At 64.2% G+C, this 20,509-nt stretch carries 20 protein-coding genes, 3 tRNA genes and 1 pseudogene; 11 read left to right on the top strand and 13 right to left on the bottom strand.

Features of this window, described 5'->3' with window-relative positions:
* Together ACVIHF_RS16765 and ACVIHF_RS16760 are read right to left on the bottom strand one after the other, a co-directional pair.
* Entirely contained in the window at positions 1–1,086 is a 1,086-nt protein-coding gene (locus tag ACVIHF_RS16765) for an enolase C-terminal domain-like protein (RefSeq protein WP_456792316.1), read from the bottom strand.
* Positions 1,087–1,104: 18 nt separating this feature from the next.
* Entirely contained in the window at positions 1,105–2,454 is a 1,350-nt protein-coding gene (locus ACVIHF_RS16760) for a multicopper oxidase domain-containing protein (protein WP_456794098.1), read from the bottom strand.
* A gap of 136 nt (positions 2,455–2,590) precedes the next feature.
* On the opposite strand from ACVIHF_RS16760, the gene ACVIHF_RS16755 reads away from it, so the two are divergent.
* From ACVIHF_RS16755 to lon, 5 genes are all read left to right on the top strand, one after another.
* Positions 2,591–2,675 (top strand) — tRNA-Leu (locus ACVIHF_RS16755).
* A 164-nt stretch (positions 2,676–2,839) separates the two neighbouring features.
* Positions 2,840–4,198, top strand: a complete 1,359-nt coding sequence (gene tig, locus ACVIHF_RS16750; RefSeq protein WP_456792315.1) for a trigger factor — start codon at positions 2,840–2,842, stop codon at positions 4,196–4,198.
* 240 nt (positions 4,199–4,438) lie between these two features.
* On the top strand, positions 4,439–5,074 hold the full coding sequence (locus ACVIHF_RS16745; RefSeq protein WP_016847729.1) for an ATP-dependent Clp protease proteolytic subunit: 636 nt from the start codon (positions 4,439–4,441) through the stop codon (positions 5,072–5,074).
* Between the two features lie 441 nt (positions 5,075–5,515).
* Positions 5,516–6,790 carry an ATP-dependent Clp protease ATP-binding subunit ClpX gene (gene clpX / locus ACVIHF_RS16740; protein WP_018271869.1) on the top strand — a complete coding sequence of 425 codons (1,275 nt, stop codon included), beginning with the start codon at positions 5,516–5,518 and terminating at the stop codon, positions 6,788–6,790.
* 322 nt (positions 6,791–7,112) lie between these two features.
* On the top strand, positions 7,113–9,542 hold the full coding sequence (lon, locus tag ACVIHF_RS16735; protein WP_028333951.1) for an endopeptidase La: 2,430 nt from the start codon (positions 7,113–7,115) through the stop codon (positions 9,540–9,542).
* Positions 9,543–9,608: 66 nt separating this feature from the next.
* Here the strand turns inward: lon and ACVIHF_RS16730 are convergent, their stop codons facing one another.
* The 3 genes from ACVIHF_RS16730 to ACVIHF_RS16720 form a co-directional block, all read right to left on the bottom strand.
* Complete coding sequence (locus ACVIHF_RS16730) at positions 9,609–10,268, bottom strand: glutathione S-transferase family protein (RefSeq protein ID WP_310879515.1); 660 nt, start codon at positions 10,266–10,268, stop codon at positions 9,609–9,611.
* A gap of 131 nt (positions 10,269–10,399) precedes the next feature.
* On the bottom strand, positions 10,400–11,611 hold the full coding sequence (locus tag ACVIHF_RS16725; protein WP_310879516.1) for an MFS transporter: 1,212 nt from the start codon (positions 11,609–11,611) through the stop codon (positions 10,400–10,402).
* Position 11,612: 1 nt separating this feature from the next.
* Positions 11,613–12,281, bottom strand: a complete 669-nt coding sequence (locus ACVIHF_RS16720) for a GntR family transcriptional regulator (protein WP_028340149.1) — start codon at positions 12,279–12,281, stop codon at positions 11,613–11,615.
* 199 nt (positions 12,282–12,480) lie between these two features.
* Here ACVIHF_RS16720 and ACVIHF_RS16715 point away from each other — a divergent pair, with 199 nt between their 5' ends.
* Positions 12,481–12,891, top strand: a complete 411-nt coding sequence (locus ACVIHF_RS16715; RefSeq protein WP_310879517.1) for a GFA family protein — start codon at positions 12,481–12,483, stop codon at positions 12,889–12,891.
* Positions 12,892–12,954: 63 nt separating this feature from the next.
* Positions 12,955–13,031, top strand: a tRNA-Val gene (locus tag ACVIHF_RS16710).
* A gap of 163 nt (positions 13,032–13,194) precedes the next feature.
* Here ACVIHF_RS16710 and ACVIHF_RS16705 read toward each other — a convergent pair.
* Positions 13,195–13,404 carry a hypothetical protein gene (locus tag ACVIHF_RS16705; protein ID WP_016847733.1) on the bottom strand — a complete coding sequence of 70 codons (210 nt, stop codon included), beginning with the start codon at positions 13,402–13,404 and terminating at the stop codon, positions 13,195–13,197.
* A 251-nt stretch (positions 13,405–13,655) separates the two neighbouring features.
* Here ACVIHF_RS16705 and ACVIHF_RS16700 point away from each other — a divergent pair, with 251 nt between their 5' ends.
* From ACVIHF_RS16700 to ACVIHF_RS16690, 3 genes are all read left to right on the top strand, one after another.
* The gene (locus ACVIHF_RS16700) at positions 13,656–13,937 is read left to right on the top strand and encodes a hypothetical protein (RefSeq protein ID WP_456792314.1); all 282 of its coding nucleotides are present in this window, start codon (positions 13,656–13,658) and stop codon (positions 13,935–13,937) included.
* A gap of 23 nt (positions 13,938–13,960) precedes the next feature.
* Entirely contained in the window at positions 13,961–14,266 is a 306-nt protein-coding gene (locus tag ACVIHF_RS16695; RefSeq protein ID WP_225158980.1) for a YciI family protein, read from the top strand.
* Positions 14,267–14,355: 89 nt separating this feature from the next.
* Positions 14,356–15,207, top strand: coding sequence for a class I SAM-dependent methyltransferase (locus ACVIHF_RS16690; protein WP_253608449.1), 852 nt, complete (start codon positions 14,356–14,358; stop codon positions 15,205–15,207).
* Here ACVIHF_RS16690 and pepT read toward each other — a convergent pair.
* Positions 15,208–16,465 (bottom strand): annotated as a pseudogene (gene pepT, locus ACVIHF_RS16685) (peptidase T).
* A gap of 172 nt (positions 16,466–16,637) precedes the next feature.
* Positions 16,638–16,961: an HU family DNA-binding protein gene (locus tag ACVIHF_RS16680; RefSeq protein WP_259171327.1), complete on the bottom strand. Its 324-nt coding sequence runs from the start codon at positions 16,959–16,961 to the stop codon at positions 16,638–16,640.
* 308 nt (positions 16,962–17,269) lie between these two features.
* Here ACVIHF_RS16680 and ACVIHF_RS16675 point away from each other — a divergent pair.
* A tRNA-Asp gene (locus ACVIHF_RS16675) sits at positions 17,270–17,346 on the top strand.
* Positions 17,347–17,460: 114 nt separating this feature from the next.
* On the opposite strand, the gene ACVIHF_RS16670 is transcribed toward ACVIHF_RS16675, so the two are convergent.
* The 5 genes from ACVIHF_RS16670 to ACVIHF_RS16650 all read right to left on the bottom strand — a co-directional run bounded on the left by ACVIHF_RS16670 (position 17,461) and on the right by ACVIHF_RS16650 (position 20,468).
* Positions 17,461–18,765 (bottom strand): hypothetical protein, encoded by a 1,305-nt coding sequence (locus tag ACVIHF_RS16670; protein WP_456792312.1) that lies wholly within the window; start codon positions 18,763–18,765, stop codon positions 17,461–17,463.
* 157 nt (positions 18,766–18,922) lie between these two features.
* On the bottom strand, positions 18,923–19,114 hold the full coding sequence (locus ACVIHF_RS16665) for a hypothetical protein (RefSeq protein WP_456792311.1): 192 nt from the start codon (positions 19,112–19,114) through the stop codon (positions 18,923–18,925).
* Between the two features lie 14 nt (positions 19,115–19,128).
* Positions 19,129–19,329 (bottom strand): hypothetical protein, encoded by a 201-nt coding sequence (locus ACVIHF_RS16660; RefSeq protein WP_028333962.1) that lies wholly within the window; start codon positions 19,327–19,329, stop codon positions 19,129–19,131.
* A 98-nt stretch (positions 19,330–19,427) separates the two neighbouring features.
* A complete protein-coding gene (locus ACVIHF_RS16655) occupies positions 19,428–20,072 on the bottom strand; it encodes a haloacid dehalogenase-like hydrolase (protein ID WP_456792310.1) in 645 nt (214 codons plus the stop codon).
* 192 nt (positions 20,073–20,264) lie between these two features.
* Positions 20,265–20,468, bottom strand: a complete 204-nt coding sequence (locus tag ACVIHF_RS16650) for a hypothetical protein (RefSeq protein WP_057016463.1) — start codon at positions 20,466–20,468, stop codon at positions 20,265–20,267.
* Between the last annotated feature and the right edge of the window lie 41 nt (positions 20,469–20,509).

Raw genomic sequence — 20,509 nt, 5'->3', positions numbered from 1 at the left:
CTAGCTGACGAGATACTTCGCGACGGCCGACTCGTTCCACTCGATGCCGAGCCCGGGACCGCGAGCGGTCACGGCGCCGTCGACGATTTCGGCGGGCCTTGTGAGGATCGCGCCGGCGAAGTCGAGGAACTCGAGCCAGTGCGCGGTCGGCGTCACCGCGAGCAGATGCGCGCTGACTTCCGCGAACAGATGGCTCGACATCGGGATCGATGCGGCGTCGGCTTGGCCCGCGACCTGCAGCCAGCCGGTGACGCCGCCGACCTTCATCACGTCGGGCATGATGAAGTCGGACGCGCCGGCCGCGATCGCTTCGGCAAAGCCGCGCGGAAACCACCAGTTCTCGCCGGCCTGGATCGGCGTCGGCGAGGTCTCGCGGACCTTGGCGTGGCCGGACAGGCTTTCCTGCGGCACCGGCTCCTCGATCCAGTGCAAATCGTAGGGCGCAAGCCGAGCGATGCGGCGGGTCGCCTCCGCCGGATCGAGCGACTGGTTGAAGTCGATCATCAACGCAATGTCGGGGCCGAGCAGGGCGCGCACGCCCTTCACGACGCGCTCGTCATTGGCGGCATCACCGTCGCCGCCCTTGATCTTGATGCCCTTGAAGCCCTGGTCGAGCGAGCGGCGCAGCGCGCGCTCGTCGGCCACGGGATCGACTACGCCGTAGCTGTCATAGGCCTTGATCGGCTTCGCCGAGCCGCCGAGCAGTTCGACCAGCGGCCGGCCGGCAAGCTGTCCGAGTACGTCCCAATACGCCATGTCGAGACCGGATACCGCCATGCCGACCAGGCCCTGCCAGCCGAGCAGCCGAAACTTGGCGTCCATCGCCTTCATCAGGTCGAACGGCGCGACCGGCTTGCCGACCAGCTCGCGGCCGATCTCCTCGATCAGACAACAAAGCGGGTTAAGTGTGAGCTTGCTATAGGCGAAGATGTAGCTGCGGCCGGTAACGCCTTGGTCGGTCTCGACATCGATCAGAACCAGCGGGCCGGAATCGATCACGCCGAAGGCGTTCTTCACCGGACGCTTGAGCGGCACCACGACGCTTCGCGCACGAACTCCGCGGATCGCTGCAACTGTCTGGCTCATGGACGTTTCCTCTTCTTGTTATTGGACACTGTACCATCGGACCAGCCGCGGCGCGGCCCAGTCGGTCGCGACCTGCTCGACCAGATAGCGGCCGGGATATTCGGCAAGGAAGGTGATGCGCTGGGTCTGGCCCGGCTCAATCGCGAGCGTGTCGAGCCAGAACGGCTTCCAGCCGTCGTCGAGCCGGTCGAGCAGACGGAAGTGATGGCCGTGCAGATGAAACACGCTGGCGATCGCGCCGTGGTTGGTCAGCGCCAGCACAACCGGCCGGCCGGCTTTGGCCTGAAAGGCCGGAGCGGCTGATGGCTTGAAGTCCGCCGGCCGGAACCATTCGGTCGGCGTGCCGAGGGTTAGCTCGAACCTTGCGGCGCTCTTGAGATCGAGCTGAGCGGGCATGTCGTTGCCGGGCAGCGGCGGTGCCGGCGGGAACGGCGCCGAGCGGACCGGCGGGTCGTTCGAGACGGCCAGTTTGCCGACCGGGCGGGCCTGCTTGCCGTCGTGCAGCAGGATCGGAAAGCTGGTTCCGGCCGGTCCGGCGGCGTCGACGAAGACATCGGTGCGGCTGCCGGGAGCGAGGACGAGCGCACCGTTGCGGGCCGAAAACGGTTCGGCCGGCTGGCCGTCGATGGCCATCACACGGACGTCGAGGTTCTCCAGCTTGATCGCCAACACGCTGCGTTGGCTGCCGTTGATAAAGCGGAGTCTGAGGCGGGCATTGGCCGGTGCGGAGATATCGTATGAGGTTTTCCCGTTAATCGTATGAATTTGCGTCGAATCTTTTGGATCATTGCCGGCCGGGATTGCGCTTCCGTCCGGCCGCAGGCGCCACTCCTCGATCAGCAGGACCTCGTCGCGGTCGACCGCGACCGGCGAGGTGCCGGTCACGATCAGCGGCCGCGGCCGTGCCGGCGCCGTGCCGCCATCGCCGATCAGCGGCTCGCACAGGAAGGTGCCGGCATGCCGAAGCGGCAGTTGGAAGCTATCCTTGGCCCCGGCGGCAAGCAGCGCCCGGGAGGCCAGTGGCTCCGCCGCCGCGACGCCGTCGAGCCCGCGGCAGTCCAGCGCGGCCGCGACCGGCAGGTCATTGCCAAAGGTCACGTCAAGGACCTCGCCGCGTTTGAAGCGGAGGTCGCCGCTGCCGAGCGACCAGACCGATGTCTCCGGTCCGCCAGGACCCGGTCCGTCCGGACGAAGCGAGATGCGGTCAGGTTTGGCCTGGAGCGCGACCGCGGTCCGGCCCTGCGCCGCGCCGGTGGCCGGCAGAGCGGGGCAAAGCGCCGCGGCGCCGAGGGCGCCCATCAGGTGACGCCGGGTGAGGGAAAATTCGGGACTTGCGGGAGGACTTGCCATCCGGCCGATGCGGACCATTTTCAAGAGTACCTGTCCAGTCGCGATCGGTCGCAGGGCGGGCTCTACAGTGGCCATTTTTTTGCTGCGAACCGGTGGGCGCATGTTATAAGCCCGGCCGCCCGCGGCATCGCGGCCGGACTGGGATGCTTTTCGCGCGGGCGTGGCGGAACTGGTAGACGCGCTGGATTTAGGTTCCAGTGACGAAAGTTGTGGGGGTTCGAGTCCCTCCGCCCGCACCAAGCGCTTACAGCGTTTGCATGACGAATTCTTGGAGAACCTTTGGCCCCGATGGGGTGAGGGTTCGCCGAACCCACAGACGTTAGGCCGCAAGGCCCATCGTCGAACAGATTGAACACTGCCACGGCCGCTCGGGCCGCGGCAAAAGCGGAAGAAGATTGATACCATGCAGGTCACCGAGACCCTCAACGAGGGATTGAAGCACGAATTCAAGATCAGCGTCCCGGCATCCGATCTCGATGCCAAGGCGGACGCCAAGCTGGTCGACCTCAAGGACAAGGTCCGTCTCAACGGCTTCCGTCCCGGCAAGGTGCCGGTGGCGCATCTGAAGAAGATCTACGGCCGCTCGGTGATGGCCGAGACCATCGACCAGACCATCAGCGATACCAACCGGCAGATCTTCGAAGATCGCGGCTTCCGCCTCGCCGGCGAGCCGAAGATCACGATGCCGACCGAGAAGGACCAGGTCGAGGAATTGCTGTCGGGTAAGACCGACCTGACCTACACCGTCGCGATCGAGGTCGTGCCGCCGATCCAGCTCGCCGATTTCAAGTCGTTCTCGGTCGAGAAGCCGGTCGTCGAAGTCTCCGACGCCGATGTCGACGATGCCATCAAGCGGATCGCCGAGGGCAGCCGTCCGTACAATGCCAAGACCGAGGGCGTGGCGGAGAAGGGCGACCGCGTTACCATCAGCTTCAAGGGCACCATCAACGGTGAAGCCTTCGACGGCGGCACCGGCGAGGGCATCCAGGTCGTGATCGGCGCCGGCCAGTTCATCCCGGGCTTCGAGGAGCAGCTGATCGGCATCGGCACCAATGAGACTCGCACGCTGAAGGTCTCGTTCCCGAAGAACTATCTGAACGAGAAGCTCGCCGGCCAGCCGGCCGAGTTCGAGACCACCGCGACGCTGATCGAGGCGCCCGGTGAGACCACGATCGACGACGAGTTCGCCAAGACGCTGGGCCTGGAGTCGCTCGACAAGCTGAAGGAGGCCGCCCGCGAGCGCCTGACGGCCGAGTTCGCCGGCGCCACCCGCCAGAAGGTCAAGCGCGCGCTGCTCGACCGGCTCGACGAGAGCCACAGATTCGAGGCGCCGCCGTCGCTTGTCGCCGAAGAGTTCAATCTGATGTGGAACTCGATCAAGGCGGAGATGGACTCGTCCGGCAAGACCTTCGCCGACGAGAACACCACCGAGGAAGCGGCAAAGGAGGAGTACCACAAGATCGCCGACCGCCGCGTCCGCCTCGGCCTTGTGCTGTCGGAGATCGGCGAGAAGAACAAGATTACCGTGACCGACGACGAGGTGTCGCGCGCCGTGATCGAGCGCGCGCGCCAGATGCCCGGCCGCGAAAAGGAAGTCTGGGACTACTACCGCAGCAACGCCCAGGCGTTGGCCCAGCTCCGCGCCCCGATTTACGAGGACAAGGTTGTCGACTTCGTCCTGGAGCTCGCCAACGTGACCGAGAAGAAGGTCACCAAGGAGGAGCTGTTCAAGGATGAAGACGCCGAGAAAACTGCCGCTTAATTTCGGCACCTCGCGTTAATGATGAACCGCGAAAGCGCGCCTGGCGAAGGTCCCCGTCGCTAGGCGCGAAGACGCGAATCAGCTTGAACTTCTGCGACCTGCCCAGGTGGCTAGTGCGGCGAGTTGACGGCCTTGTCGGCCGGAAATTGGCCCATATCTGGGTTAAGCCTTGAGGCAGTAGTCTTGAGCCAAGTAGTCTTGAGCAAAGTTCTGCATCACCCCTAACCCTTGGGTTCTTTCATGCGCGATCCCGTTGAAACCTACATGAACCTCGTGCCGATGGTCGTCGAGCAGACTAATCGCGGCGAACGCGCCTACGACATTTTCTCGCGCCTGCTGAAAGAGCGCATCATCTTTGTCACCGGTCCGGTGGAAGACGGCATGTCGACGCTGATCGTCGCGCAGCTGCTGTTCCTCGAGGCCGAGAATCCGAAGAAGGAAATCTCGATGTACATCAACTCGCCGGGTGGCGTGGTGACGTCGGGCCTTGCGATCTACGACACGATGCAGTTCATCCGTCCGCCGGTATCGACGCTGTGCACGGGGCAGGCGGCCTCGATGGGCTCGCTGCTGCTGGCCGCCGGCGAGAAGGACATGCGCTTCACGCTGCCGAATTCCCGCATCATGGTGCACCAGCCGTCCGGCGGCTTCCAGGGCCAGGCCACCGACATCATGCTGCACGCGCAGGAGATCCTGAATCTCAAGAAGCGCCTCAACGAGATCTACGTGAAGCATACCGGTCAGACCTACAAGGCGATCGAGGACGCGCTGGAGCGCGACAAGTTCCTCACCGCCGAGGACGCCAAGGCATTCGGCCTCGTCGACAAGGTCATCGACAAGCGTCCGGACGATCCGGCCGCCGCGAAGGCGGCCTGATCTGGGCAGGCATCTCGAGGCGTCGGTGTGATCTCCACATTGACGCCTCACATAACCGGCAAAAGCAGGGTGCTGGACCCGCCGGCGGGTGCATGCGCACAGCGGAAAGTTCCGCTTTCGTGCTCATATACCGACGTGGTAATCCCGCAACGTTCCGTGGATTTCGACGCGTATTCCACGTGCGATCGTTGAAAATCACGGTATTGTCACGGTCTTGAGCCGGCCATCCGATTAGCGAATTCTTGATAGTCGGGTGCCAGCATGGTTGGCTGTGATGCATCGGCTATGATCGCGGAGATTCGAATAAACCGTGATCCACACGGTCAGTATTGCGTAGGGTCTTTTTTGGTACGGAATTTGCTCTATCTACCCAACAGCCCGGTTGTGTGCCGGATTGGGTCGATCTGGCAAACAAGATCGAACGGCGGACGGAGATAATGAATGAGTAAGGTCGGCACGAGCGACGCCAAGAACACGCTATATTGCTCGTTCTGCGGCAAGAGCCAGCATGAAGTTCGCAAGCTGATTGCCGGACCGACTGTCTTCATTTGCGACGAGTGTGTCGAACTGTGCATGGACATCATTCGCGAGGAGAACAAGTCCTCGCTGGTGAAGTCGCGCGACGGCATCCCGACGCCGAAGGAAATCTGCAAGGTCCTGGACGACTACGTGATCGGCCAGAGCCATGCCAAGAAGGTGCTGTCGGTCGCCGTCCACAACCACTACAAGCGGCTCAACCATCAGACCAAGCACAACGACGTCGAACTGGCGAAGTCGAACATCCTGCTGATCGGTCCGACCGGTTCGGGCAAGACGCTGCTCGCGCAGACGCTGGCCCGCATCCTCGACGTGCCCTTCACCATGGCTGACGCGACGACGCTGACCGAAGCCGGCTATGTCGGCGAGGACGTCGAGAACATCATCCTGAAGCTGCTGCAGGCCGCCGACTACAATGTCGAGCGTGCGCAGCGCGGCATCGTCTATATCGACGAAATCGACAAGATCAGCCGTAAGTCGGACAATCCCTCGATCACCCGCGATGTGTCGGGCGAGGGCGTCCAGCAGGCGCTGCTGAAGATCATGGAAGGCACCGTGGCCTCGGTCCCGCCGCAGGGCGGCCGCAAGCATCCGCAGCAGGAATTCCTGCAGGTGGATACCACCAACATCCTGTTCATCTGCGGCGGTGCGTTCTCGGGCCTCGAGAAGATCATCTCCGCGCGCGGCCGCTCGACCTCGATCGGCTTCGCGGCGCAGGTGCTCGCGCCGGAGGATCGCCGCACCGGCGAGATCTTCCGTCACGTCGAGCCGGAAGATCTGCTGAAGTACGGCTTGATCCCGGAATTCGTCGGCCGTCTGCCCGTCGTTGCGACGCTGGAGGACCTCGACGAGACCTCGCTGAAGAAGATCCTGACCGATCCGAAGAACGCGCTGGTGAAGCAGTACCAGCGGCTGTTCGAGATGGAGAACATCGAGCTGACCTTCGCCGACGAGGCGCTTGGCGCGGTCGCCCGCAAGGCGATCGAGCGCAAGACCGGCGCGCGCGGCCTGCGGTCGATCCTGGAGAGCATCCTGCTCGAAACCATGTTCGATCTCCCGGGCCTGGAAGGCGTCGAGGAAGTCGTGATCTCGCGCGAGGTCGTCGAGGGAACGGCGCGTCCACTCTACATCTACGCGGATCGTTCCGACCGCGCCGTCGAGAGCAGCGCGAGCGCCTAAACGGCGCTCGTCTCGACCCGCCAAAAATGCACGGCTGCCGGACGCTCCGGCGGCCGCCGTGGCGCAGCAGCGGCGCCCTTACGGCGTAGCAGCAAATGCTTGTTTAGCCTATATTTCCCGACACTTCTGAGACTTGACACCCCCCCGCCTGATAGCCACCTAATGCTATCGGTGAGGGATCTCATCCGTTGAGATTCGTCGCTTCACGATGCGGAATAAGCGGCTGCCGACGGCATTCTCATTCCGCATCACCAAGGCACCTTGTGGCGGTTGCGCAAGCAGGCGGACTGCGTGCAAGGGGGCACAACAAAAGGATTAGGCCATGACGACCTCAAAACCCCGGCCAACGATCGTCCACGGCGAAAGCCACTCCTATCCGGTGCTGCCGCTCCGCGACATCGTCGTCTTCCCGCACATGATCGTGCCGCTCTTCGTCGGCCGCGAGAAATCGATCCGCGCGCTCGAAGAGGTGATGAAGAACGACGCGCTGATCATGCTCGCGACGCAGAAGAACGCGTCCGATGACGATCCGGCACCCGATTCAATTTACGAGACCGGTACGCTCGCCAGCGTCCTGCAGCTCCTGAAACTGCCCGACGGCACCGTGAAGGTGCTGGTCGAGGGCCTCGAGCGCGCGCGCGTCGAGAAGTATTCCGACCGCAGCGAATATTACGAGGCGACCGCGGTCGCGCTCGCCGACACTGACGCCAACTCGGTCGAAGCCGAGGCGCTGGCGCGGTCGGTCGTGTCCGACTTCGAAAGCTATGTGAAGCTGAACAAGAAGATCTCCGCCGAAGTCGTCGGCGTGGTTCAGGCGATCACCGATTTCGCCAAGCTCGGCGATACCGTTGCTTCGCATCTCGCGGTCAAGATTGCCGACCGGCAAGCGATCCTGGAGACGTTGTCCGTCACGCAGCGCCTGGAGAAGGTGCTGGGCCTGATGGAAAGCGAGATCTCGGTGTTGCAGGTCGAGAAGCGCATCCGCTCGCGCGTCAAGCGCCAGATGGAGAAGACCCAGCGCGAGTATTACCTGAACGAGCAGATGAAGGCGATCCAGAAGGAGCTCGGCGACGACGAAGGTCGTGACGAGTTGGCCGATCTGGAGGAGAAGATCTCCAAGACCAAGCTGTCCAAGGAAGCGCGCGAGAAGGCCCAGCACGAGCTGAAGAAGCTGCGCCAGATGTCGCCGATGTCCGCGGAAGCGACCGTCGTGCGCAACTATCTGGATTGGCTGCTGTCGATCCCGTGGGGCAAGAAGTCCAAGGTCAAGAAGGACCTCGAGGCGGCGCAGGCGGTTCTGGACTCCGATCACTACGGGCTCGAGAAGGTCAAGGACCGTATCGTCGAGTATCTCGCGGTGCAGTCGCGCGCCAACAAGCTGACCGGACCGATCCTGTGCCTGGTCGGGCCTCCCGGCGTCGGCAAGACCTCGCTCGGCAAGTCGATCGCGAAGGCCACGGGGCGCGAATTCGTGCGCGTGTCGCTCGGCGGCGTGCGTGACGAGGCCGAGATCCGCGGTCACCGCCGCACCTATATCGGCTCGATGCCCGGCAAGATCATCCAGTCGATGCGCAAGGCGAAGACCTCGAACCCGCTGTTCCTGCTGGACGAGATCGACAAGATGGGCGCCGATTTCCGCGGCGATCCGTCGTCGGCCCTGCTTGAGGTCTTGGACCCCGAGCAGAACTCGACCTTCAACGACCACTACCTGGAGGTCGACTACGACCTGTCCAACGTGATGTTCATCACGACCGCGAATACGCTGAATATTCCCGGCCCGCTGATGGACCGTATGGAGATCATCCGGATCGCCGGCTACACGGAGAACGAGAAGGTCGAGATCGCGCGCAAGCATCTGATCCCGAGTGCGCTCTCCAAGCACGGTCTGGACTCCAAGGAATGGTCGATCGACGACGCGGCCTTGCTCTTGATGATCCGCCGCTACACCCGCGAAGCGGGCGTGCGTAACCTGGAGCGTGAGCTCTCCACACTCGCCCGCAAGGCGGTGAAGGAGCTGATGATCTCCAAGAAGAAGTCGGTGAAGGTCACCGAGGCGAACATCGAAGAGTTCCTCGGCGTTCCGAAGTATCGCTTCGGCGAGATCGACGACGAGGATCAGGTCGGTATCGTCACCGGTCTGGCCTGGACCGATGTCGGCGGCGAGTTGCTCACCATTGAAGGCGTCATGATGCCCGGCAAGGGCAAGATGACCGTCACGGGCAATCTGCGCGACGTGATGAAGGAGTCGATCTCGGCGGCGGCGTCTTACGTCCGCTCGCGTGCGATCGTCTACGGCATCGAACCGCCGATGTTCGACCGCCGCGACATCCACGTTCACGTGCCGGAGGGCGCGACGCCGAAGGACGGTCCGTCTGCCGGTGTTGCGATGGCCACCGCGATCATCTCGGTCATGACCGGCATCCCGGTCCGCCACGATGTCGCGATGACCGGCGAGATCACGCTGCGTGGTCGCGTGCTGCCGATCGGCGGTCTGAAGGAGAAGCTCTTGGCCGCCGCCCGCGGCGGCATCAAGACGGTGCTGATCCCGGAGGACAACGCCAAGGATCTCACGGAGATTTCCGATGCGATCAAGGGCGGCATGGACATCATTCCGGTCTCGCGGCTGGATGAGGTCGTCGCCAAGGCGCTGGTCCGCGTGCCCGCGCCGATCGTCTGGGAAGAGGAGACCAGCAAGGTCGACGTCAAGCCCGACGCTTCCGATGAGGCGTCCGGTGGCCTGACGGCGCACTGAAGCGAGCTCCGATCGACATAAGAAAACGGCGCCTTCGGGCGCCGTTTTTGTTTTCGTTGTTCGCGATCAGGTCGGGAAGGCTGCGGCTCTGTCCGCGGCGGCAAAGTGCGCCATCTGATCGGCATGCGCTTTTGCGAAAGCCGGCCGCGCGGTGGCACGCGCGACGTAGTCGCGACACGCGGGATATTCCGCCAGTCCGTCGAAGCGGTCGACCAGGCGCAGCACATCCGCCATGAGAATGTCGGCGACGGAGAACGGCCCGGCCAGCCATTTGCGGCCCGTCAGCACCGGCTCCATGTGCCTGAGCCGGGATTGCAGAAAGCCGTCGAAGCGTGTCCATGCCGACGTGCCGCCGCTTTCGCCCGAGAACACCAGGAGCGACCAGGGCAGGCTCGCCATCTCGACCGAATTGAGCGCTGCGAACAGCCATTTCAAAGCCTCGCTTCGCTGGCGTGGGTCGGTCGGCAGCAGGGCGTCGCCGCGCTCGCCGAGATGCAGCAGGATCGCGCCGCTCTCGAAGATCGAGATGTCGCCGTCGGTCAGCCACGGCACCTGGCCGAACGGCTGGTGCGCGAAGTGCTCGGCGCTCCGATCGCGAAACGGCACGCTCGCAACGCGATACGGCAAGCGCGCCTCTTCCAATGCCCAGCGCACGCGGAGGTCTCGCACAAATCCCCGCGGCATCTCCGGAACCCAATCGAAGGTGGTAAGGGTCAGGTCGGCCATTGGGTATCTCCATTTGCTGGCTTCACAGCAAAGAACGAACCAATGGCGCGCATTCCGACACCCCGACGGGCTTTTTCGTCGTTGCGGTACGGAACGATCGAGTTGCCGGCGTGGGTACGCCGGCGCCGGAACTAGTCTTGTCTCTCGACGACGAAATTGCCGATCGCGCCGAGTGCCATCAGCACGCTGGTGCCGAGGAACACCGCGGGCATGCCGATATGGCCGCCGACGAAGCCGCCGCCGAGCGGGCCGATCACCTGGCCGGCATATTGCGCCGAGATCGAATAGCCGAGCATGCTGCCGGTGACCGCATCAGGCACGTTATGCCGGATCACGCTCGCGATGCAGGGCAGGAGGCCGCCGAGCGCGAGCCCCATCAGGAAGCGCAGCAGGATCAACTGCCAGCCGCTGACCACGAAGGCCTGCGGGACCAACAGCAGCGAGGAGACAGCAAGGCAGATGGTGATGATCCGCCAGTGGCCGACCCGATCGGCCAGCTTGCCGAGATGCGAGGACGACAGCAGGCTGCCGAAGGCCGCCGCCGACATCACGAGGCCGGCCACGAACGTCACCTGCGGTGCTTCGACCAGTTGCGCGACATAGACCGTGATGATCGGCTCGATCGACATGTTGGCGACCATCAGCAGCAGGCCGGTTCCCCACATCGCGACGACAGGGCGCTTGTCCGGGACCAGCGACCAGCCGCCACGCGCCTTGCCGCCTTTCGCGGTCTTCGGGCGTGCTTCCTCGCGGATCAGGAACGTCGTGCCGAGGAAGGTGAAGAAGATGACCCCGCCGATCAGGAAGAAGGTCGCGCGGATGCCGATCAGCCCCGGCAGCACGCCGCCGATCAAGGGACCGACCAGGCTGCCGGCCATGATGCCGGCCGACAGCACGCCGATCGCCCAGCCGGATCGCGCTTTCGGCGTCTGCGCCGCGACCAGCACGGTCGAACCCGACGCGTAGCCGCCGAGCAGGCCGGTCAGCAGCCGCAGGCCGACCAGCTCATAGACGTTGTGCGCCATGCCGATCAGCGACATCGCGATCGCCATGCCGAGGCTGGCGCGGATCAGCATCAGCTTGCGGCCGTAGCGATCGGCGAGCCGTCCCCACAGCGGCGCCGTCAGCGCCGCGCTGAAGAAGGTCGCGCCATAGGCGACGCCCGACCATTGCACGATCGCGGCATGATCGGTCACGCCGAGCTGCTCGACATAGAGCGGCAGGAACGGCAGCAGCAGCGTCATCCCCACGATTGTCGTGAAGGAGCCGAACACGCAGACGATCAAATTGCGTTTCCAGGGGCCCGCGTCGAGCAGGGCTTCGCGATCGACTTCGATGTTCATGTCAGCGCAGCCCGATCACGGCGAAGCCGCGCGCCCGCAGGCCGCGGCGATCCTCGTTCAGCGAACGCAGCAGGCGATCACGGGTATCGGTGATGTGGTCGGCGGCTTCGCGCGCCGCGGCCTCCGGATCGTTGGCCTTGATGAAGCCGAGGATGCGCCGGTGCTCGCGCCAGGCCTGCTCGCGCGACGGCTCGGTCCACACTTCCAGCCAGCGTGCCCGCGACAGCCTCGTCATGGCGCCGGCGATCGCCTTGACGATGAAGGGATTGCCGGAGAGCCGCGCGATCTCGACATGGAAATCGGTGCCGACCCGATGCCATTCCTCGCGCGGCGCGCCGGACTGGCAGGCATCCAGCATCTCCTCGACGCCGGCGATATCGGCTGCGCTGGCCCGCGCGCAGGCGAGGCGCACCGCCGTCGTCTCCAGCGGAATCCGGAACTCGGCCAGCGCCTCCAGCTCACCGAGGTCGATCGGTGCGACAATCCAGTTGCGGCCGTCGCGGCGCACCAGCTCTTCGCCTTCGAGCCGGACCAGCGCGGCACGGATCGGCGTGCGCGATCCCTCGAACCGGCTCTCCAGCCAGCGCTCGGTCAGCCGCTCGCCGGGGCCCAGGTCGAGCGACAGGATCATCTCCCGGAGCTGGTCATGGATCTGAAGCATCTGCGACATGGCGCCGTCCTTTGGCCGCCTTAGCGGGTACAGAATCTCGGTCTGGCGGGTTTCGTATCCCGATTTGGTATCCCAAACAAGGCGGGTACGGGATACCGGCGTTGCTCCGTCAAGGGAAGTGGGCCGAGAGCCAGGCCCCCTGGATGATGGAACCGCGCCCACGGCGGTTGCTTTGTTTGACGGAATTGGAGAGCGCCATATGCGTATCGACGGGCAATGCCATTGCGGGGCTATCACCTATCAGGCCGAGATCGACCCGGAACGGGTCTCGATCTGCCATTGCACGGACTGCCAGGCGCTGACCGGCTCGCCCTACCGCGTCACGGTGATCTGTAGCGCCGAACAGGTGCGGCTGACCGGAGGTGCGCCGAAGGTCTACGGCAAGCGGGGCGATAACGGCCGAATCCGCTTCCAGCACTTTTGCGGCGATTGCGGTTCGCCGCTGTTTACGAGCGGCGAGGACGGCGGGCCCGACGACTGGGGCATCCGCTGGGGCAGCATTCGCCAGCGCGGCCAATTGACCCCGCGACGCCAGGTCTGGTGCCGCTCCGCTGCGCCATGGATCAATGATCTCAAGGAATTGCCAGCGCACCCCAAGGACTGGAGCTGACGGATTGAGGTGTTGCGGCCTTGCGCCTCGGGGGCAGGCGAGGCTAAAGAGGCGCGCAGGTAAGGGCGGCTAGCTCAGCTGGTTAGAGCATCTCGTTTACACCGAGAGGGTCGGGAGTTCGAATCTCTCGCCGCCTACCAGCCTTCGCACCTCACGGGCTACGGCTGGGCAAGCCAGCCTGTGAGCACAAATTCATCCGCTTGTTCGGTTCGCAGGGCGAAGGCTGTCGCACCGAAGCTCGAAGAGCGCAGGCGGACCGGCTGCCTGAATGTGCGGGCGTGCTTCCCCGTTTTGGATCCAGCCCTATGGCTGAAGCATCCTGATGGTCGCGATCGGCCACTTCCCGATGTGGCCCTTGATCGAGATGCGCAACCCATGAGATTCGTCCAGAAACACGCCCTCGACGGTCCCTGCGGTTCCATCGGTGAGAACCGCGGCTCGTCCGACCAGCTCGGCCTCCGCTTGCACATGCTCGCGCAGGATGACGGTGGCGCGGTGTTTCACGAGCTGCAAAGCGGCCTCTGGTTGATGAGCCCTACGGAGCAAGGCCATTGCACGGCTCTCGGTGAACGCGCGGAGAGGGCGCGATCCCGGCCGTGGGGTAGTTAGTCTCATGGGGTGGCCGGGACCGCGCTTGCTCCGCGCTGGCGTGCCGAATGTCATTCGATCCCCGATGGTGCGAAAGGTGCCGAAAGTCACGCGCCCCGATTTGATGCCGACGCTGCAGCGATGCTATTCTGTCCGCCTAACCGGGAACTTGATGCATGCGCAAACTCGCCGCGATTTTTCTTCTCACCATGATTGCCGGACCCGCATTCGCACAGTCGGATCACGTTCAGCGCTATCGCGAAGAGGTCGAGAAGTCGCCGGCCGATGCGGCCAACGAGGCGCGCCAGCAGCGCGCCTATCAGCGTGCGCTCAGCGGTGTGCCGGATCAGAAGCCGACGGATCCCTGGGGCATCGCGCGCAGCGACGGGCAGGGCGCGCCCAAGGCGAATGCCGCGAAGCCGAAACCGGCCAAGCCCGCGAGCGCAGCCGCCAAATAGAGCTCCGAGCGCGGATCAGGTCGATGAAATACTACGTCTGCAAATTGACCGGACCGCGCCCGACCTTTCCTCAGGATATGACGCCGCAGGAAGCCGCCATCATGCAGGCGCACGTCGCCTATTGCGGCGAACTGCTGCAGGCCGGCAAGGCGCTGGTGTTCGGACCGGTCGCCGATCCCGCCGGGGTCTGGGGACTCGGCGTGCTGCAATTGCCTGACGACGCCGATCCGCAGGAGATCGTCGCCAACGATCCCGTCACCAAGGCCGATGCCGGATTCACCTATCAGCTGATGCCGATGCTGCGCGCCGCGACGCGCGAGACTTGCTAGGGCATGATCCGGAAAAGTGCGAAGCGGTTTTCCGAAAGAGCATACCCAAACGTGAGACGACAGAAGGTTCCTGAGAAGGTTTGGATCGCATGAACGCAGGCCACCCGCAAAACGCCGATCAGATCGCATACTGGAACGGGCCGGGCGGTCAGCGCTGGGCCACACGGCAGGCCGCGCAGGACATCGTGCTGCAACCGGTGCTCGACCTCCTGATCGATCGCGCTGCGCCGAAAGCCGGCGAACGCGTCGTCGATGTCGGCTGTGGCAGCGGTGCCTCGAGCTTCGCGCTGGCGGCCAAGGTCGCGCCCGCTGGCCACGTGCTCGGCGTCGATGTCTCGGAGCCGATGCTGACGCGGGCGCGGCAGAGCGCGCCGCAGGGTTTGCCGGTCGAGTTCGCGCTGGCCGATGCGACCGTCTATCCGTTTGTCAGCGAGAGCTTCGATCTGTTGGCCTCGCGCTTTGGCGTGATGTTCTTTGCCGATCCCGTGGTGTCGTTCGCCAATCTGCGCAAGGCGATGAAGCCGACCGGCCGTCTCGCCTTCGCCTGCTGGCAGGAGCCGCGTGAAAATCCGTTCTTCATGACGCCGCTTGCTGCCGTCTACAAGCACGTGCCGAAACTGCCGCCGCTAGGGCCCGAGGATCCCGGCCCGTTCGCGTTCGCCTCCGAGGCCCGGGTGAAGCGGATCCTGGGCGAAGCCGGCTTCTCCGGCATTGCCATGGAGCCGTGCCGGGTTGAGCTTGATGTCGCGACCGGGCGCGGCATCGATGCCGCGATCCAGGGCGCGCTCGAGATCGGGCCGGCCAGCCGCGCGCTGGAAGGGCACCCTGATGAGGTGCGCGCTGCGGCGATCGCCTCGATGCGCGAGGCGCTGGCGCCGTTTGTCAAGGGCGATGCGGTGCTGCTGCCCGGCGCGATCTGGATCGTGACCGCGCGGGCCTGATCAGGCCTTCTCTTCCCAGATCATCGCCAGGTGCACGATGGTCTGCACGGCCTTCTCCATGTCCTGCCGGCTGACCCATTCGAGCCGCGAATGGAACGCGTGCTCGCCGGCGAAGATGTTCGGGCAGGGCAGTCCCATAAAGGACAGCCGCGAGCCGTCCGTGCCGCCGCGGATCGAGGTCTTCACCGGCGTGAGACCGGCGCGCTCGATCGCCTCGATCGCATAGGCCACGATCTGCGGGTGGCGATCGATCACATCCTTCATGTTGCGGTACTGCTGCTTGACCTCCATGCGGTAAGTCGAGCGCGGATAGCCCTTCATGACGTCCTTCACGATGTCTTCCAGCAGCGATTCCTTCTGCTTCAGGCCAGCCTCGGTGAAATCGCGCACGATGAAGTCGATCCGCGCGTTCTCCAGCGCGCCCGGAGATCGCGACCGGATGCAGGAAGCCCTCCTTGCCCTCGGTGGTCTCGGGCGAGCAGGTGTCCTTGGGCAGGCGATCGACGATCGCGGCGGCGATCTTGATTGCGTGCTCCATCTTGCCCTTGGCGAAGCCCGGATGGGTCGCGACGCCTTCGATGATGATGCTGGCGCCGTCGGCCGAGAAGGTCTCGTCCTCGATATGGCCGGCGGTCTCGCCATCCATGGTGTAGCCGAAATCGGCCCCCAGCTTCTTGAGGTCGACCTTGTCGACGCCGCGGCCGATCTCCTCGTCCGGCGTGAACAGGATCTTGATGGTGCCGTGCTTGACCTGCGGATTGGTGATCAGGAAATGCGCGGCACCCATGATCTCGGCAAGGCCCGCCTTGTTGTCGGCGCCGAGCAGGGTGGTGCCGTCGGTGGTGATGATGTCGTTGCCGATCTGGTCGGCTAGCGCTTCGTGCTCGGCGGGGCGGATCACCTGCGAGGCATCGGCGGGAAGCACGATGTCGCCGCCCCGATAGTTCTTCACGACCTGCGGCTTGACGTTCTTGCCGGTGCAGTCGGGAGAGGTGTCCATGTGCGAGCAGAAGCAGATCACCGGCACTGTCTTGTCGGTGTTGGCCGGGATCGTCGCATAGACGTATCCGTGCGGATCAAGATGCGCGTCGGATATCCCCATCGCCTGCAGCTCGGCGACCAGCAGGCGCCCGAGATTCTTCTGCTTCTCGGTGGAAGGCGTGGTGGGTGAATCCGGATCGGACTGGGTGTCGATCACGACATAGCGCAGGAAGCGCTCGGTGACGGTGTGTTTGAAGTCGAGAGCCGGTGCCAGCATGAAAACCGCGCAAAAAACTGGAGAAAGGAACAATGCGCTTTGGCGAAGTTGGTTCGCGCGAGCAAACCGCGTCAAGGCGAGTTTCGAAGGACAATCCTATAACAGAAAAGCGCCACTCCGGGGCCGCGTCACGAGCCGGAATGGCGCTTTGTCTTAACGGAGAGAGTAGGCGCTAGACGGCTTCCTTCAGCTCCTTGGCGGCGCGGAAGGCGACCTTCTTGCTGGCCTTGATATGGATCTGTTCGCCAGTCGCGGGGTTGCGGCCCATGCGGGCGGCGCGCTTGCGGACCTGGAGGATGCCGAGGCCAACGATCCTGATGCGCTCGCCCTTCTTGAGGTGCTTGGTGATCCTGGTGACCATATCGGTCAGGATCGCCTCGGCCTGCTTCTTGGACAGCTCCTGCTCCTCGGCGATGGCCGCCGCCAAATGCTTCAGCGTGATCGTCGCCGGTGTCGCTGCTTTCTTCGCCATGTCTGGCCCTCCTCGTTGCTGAATGGCTGGATTGCTGCTTTTCACGCGAATGGCGCGCCGTTCGCGTCGGGAAAATGCGTCCGGAAAAGTCCTGAAAACCGCCGGTTCCGGGAACGGGCAGCGCCGGGCCGGCCACAGGAAACCCAGACGTATCAGGCCTTATTTGATTCGGGGCTTCGCTGACTACGCCGTTTCCCCTGAAAACAGGCGACAACCCGCGTACGCGCCGCGAAAATGCCGACGCTGTGCAGGGATCCGCAACGTCCTTGACTAACCGGATGCGGGCCTTTATGCCCTCGGTCCTGCGCGGATCAATCCGACGATCGGCATCCGCGGGAGTAGCTCAGTTGGTTAGAGCGCCGCCCTGTCACGGCGGAGGCCGCGGGTTCGAGTCCCGTCTCTCGCGCCATTCATTTCAATGACTTAGCAGCGTGTTTGGCCCGAAACCATTGGTCCCTGTGGACCGGTGCCATAACGAGTTGCCTCCCTCCTGTTCACTGCACCTGGCGACTGCCGCGACAGCTCAGGACGCCGCGAGGCCGACAACGCTGACCGGTTGAGCGGCCTGCTCGGGCCTGACCGATAATGCCACGCGCTGTTCGGGCGTCAGCCACCACAGCAGGAACAGCAGTGCTATCCCGTTCGACAGCAGGCCTGTCGTGAGCGGCACGTTCATGATCGCCTGAACTGCGATGCCCGACGAAAACGCGATGAAGCGCGGCGACAGGTGCTTTGAGACCATCGATCCCACTGACAGGATCAGACCACAGACGAAAGCCGACACCGGGGCGAGCGCAAGACCGACCGATGCGATGCCCTCGGTGGCGAGGAAGGACGCGTTGAAATTGCCGTCCTGATAAATCGCTCCGAGGGTCGGGCCAAGCTCGCCGTACGGGCAGGCGGCCATGTATCGCAGGACGGTGATCTGGCAGAACCGGGTGTGCTCGCGGTGCGCGAAGAAGTCGGCGTATTGATCGAGCGCGAGCGACGGGATCGCGACGAAGCGCAGATTGATGGTGCTGAACACGATGTAGGTCTTGTCGGCGACGAGAATGGCGAAAGCCAAAAGGCCGACGATCATCGGGATCAGAAATGCGAGCACCGTGGCCAGCCGCGGGTCGAACCGGCCGTACAGCCAGAACAGAAACGGCAGCCAGATCGGCAGCAACAGGACGGTCTTGTTGTTGACGACGGGATAAAAGCAAAGCGCAAGCAGCAGCACCCCGGCCGCCGGCATCCACCGCCTGCGCGATGCGAAATGCGCGAACAGGTAGGGCAGGACCGCGCCGATCATGATCCCGGTGAGATAGTTCAACAGCGCCGGCCGCACGACGGCGGTGCGGGCTGCGCCATAGGGATCGCCAAGATTGGCCCCGTAGGAGATGTCGCCGATCAGCACGGCAAGGCACGACGCCAGTAGCAGAACCGCGATGCGCTTGACGGCCGCTTCGGACAAATCGGGCCGCCAAACCGGGATATTCTGCAGCATCAGAGGGATCATCGCTGCGGCCAGCGCGACGATCATGGCCCAGCGGGCGATGGCGTGCGGATAGTCGAACGCGCTGAAGAAGCTGAGCCAGACGAAGCCGAACACGGCTGACAGCAGCGAGAAGCCGACCAGATAACCGAAGCTGAATCGTGCCGCGACGAACGCCGGGACGAACGCGACCATGATGGCGGTGCCGAGGACGGCCTGCGCGGTGATGCCGGATCGCCAGACATGCATCGCCGGGAATGCGTGACCGCAGGCGATCATCGAGGCGACGCTGAGGACGAAGAACCCGGGGATCGTGACCCCGACAACCAGGTCACCGCGCGTCAATGTCATCGGTCCGTCCGAATCCGAAAGCTGCCAGGCAGCTAGCCGGTCGGCCCTGGACGAAGCAAGTTAAGCAATATCTCGGTCTGTGTTGTTATGTTTCAGCCTGGCCATTCGTCACCGCGATGCCCTATTGAATTCACACAACGGCAACACCTTGCCTTGATCAGGCAAAGAATGCGGCGAGCGCGTTGAGGTCGGATTCTCCCGGCGTATCGCCGCGCAAATTGGCATCGATGACGCGGCGGCAGGCGTCAACCGTGTGGGTGTCGCCCAATTCGTTGGCGGCTTCGAGGATCGACCAGACCGTGTCCAAGGGAACGTCGCCCTGCGTGGTCGCCTTCGGGTCTGACAGCATTGGCGGGGCCGCGGTTAGAATTCGAACAGGTCGCGGCCGCGCCGCGCCAAATTGTGCAGGTCCGCCACCGTGCCGCGCACCGCGTTGCAGCGGCGGCATTCGATGATGGTGTCGCCGGATGCATGCGCCGGATCGGCGACCTTGATCGCCAGGCTGCCGCAATCCGTGCAGATGATCTTGAAGCCGGTTGAAATTACTTGCTGCTGCAAATTCATCGTGGCCTGCGCCTTTGTTGACGCCGACCTTAGCCGGGCAACTTTTAAGACTGGGGTCGCGGAGCGGATTGCAATCGAACAACCGCGTTAGGGCGCGGTTAAGATTTCGCTGCGGCCGCGCGGCCCTGCAAATGCAGCGTCGGCCTGCCGAGCCCGGCCGCGGCGGCGCGCACGGCATCGCGGGCATTGACGGTGATGATGCCGGCGGCGTGGGCCCAGACCGCGAGGTCGGAGGCGCTGTCGCCGGCGTAGATGAAGCCCCCGGGAAATGTCCTTTGCAACAGGTCGGCCTTGTTGGCGCCCTTGAGATTATGTTCGCCGTCGGAGGCAAGCACCTGGTCGATCCAAGGCAGACGCGACGCCAGCTTCTGTGCGAGCAGCGCGTCGGCCGCGGTTGCCAGCACGATGCGGCGGCCGGCCGCGTTCTCGCGCTCGGCCAATGCGACGACGTCCTGGTGCAGTTCGATCCGGCTCCAGTCGATGCGCTGGCGCTGTGCGAGCCGGCGCTTCAGCGCCGCGCGGCCGCGCGTCAGCCAGGCGGCGCATGACACGACGATCAGCGGATTGCGGCGCAGGATCGAGAAGAAGCTGAGATAGAGCAGGTCGCCCGTGATCAGCGTGCCGTCGAGGTCGAGCACCAGCGGCAGCGATGCCGGGAGGCCGAGCAAAGGGGGCGACCCGTCGGTGCGGGAAGCATGCTGCGGCTTCGCAATGTTGTCGCCGGCGAGGCGAGGTTCAGTCATTCGCGGCGCTCAGCCGGGTTGCGACCTTGCACACGTCGATCGCGCGCACTCCGGTCTCGGTGGTCCACAATCGCCGTAGCCGAACCTGCTCGCAAAGGCCACACCGTCCTGGTCCGAGCTTGAGACGATCAGGACCAACAAGAAAGGCCGCCCCGGGGGCGGCCGTTGTGTCTGCCGAGGCTTGAAAGCGTCTTAGCGGACCGTGGAGGTGCCCGACGAGGTGATCGCCACCGGCTTGCCAGCCTTGATGACCTGCGTGGACTGGGCAGTCTGGGTGAAATCCGCGTTGTTCCGGGCCGAAATGCCGAGCGCCGCGATCCCGATCCCCGCAATAAGAGCAACCACCACAATCTTGAGATGGGTCGCGCGGTCAGCTGAATGGATCGAGTGGTTCATGGTCGCCTCCGGGCGTCTGTGCGCCGTCTATGGCAGGTACT

The organism is Bradyrhizobium sp. USDA 4506 (genome assembly GCF_054058795.1).
Note: the sequence above shows the minus strand (reverse complement) of the source record. Positions and strands in the feature narration are given on the sequence as shown.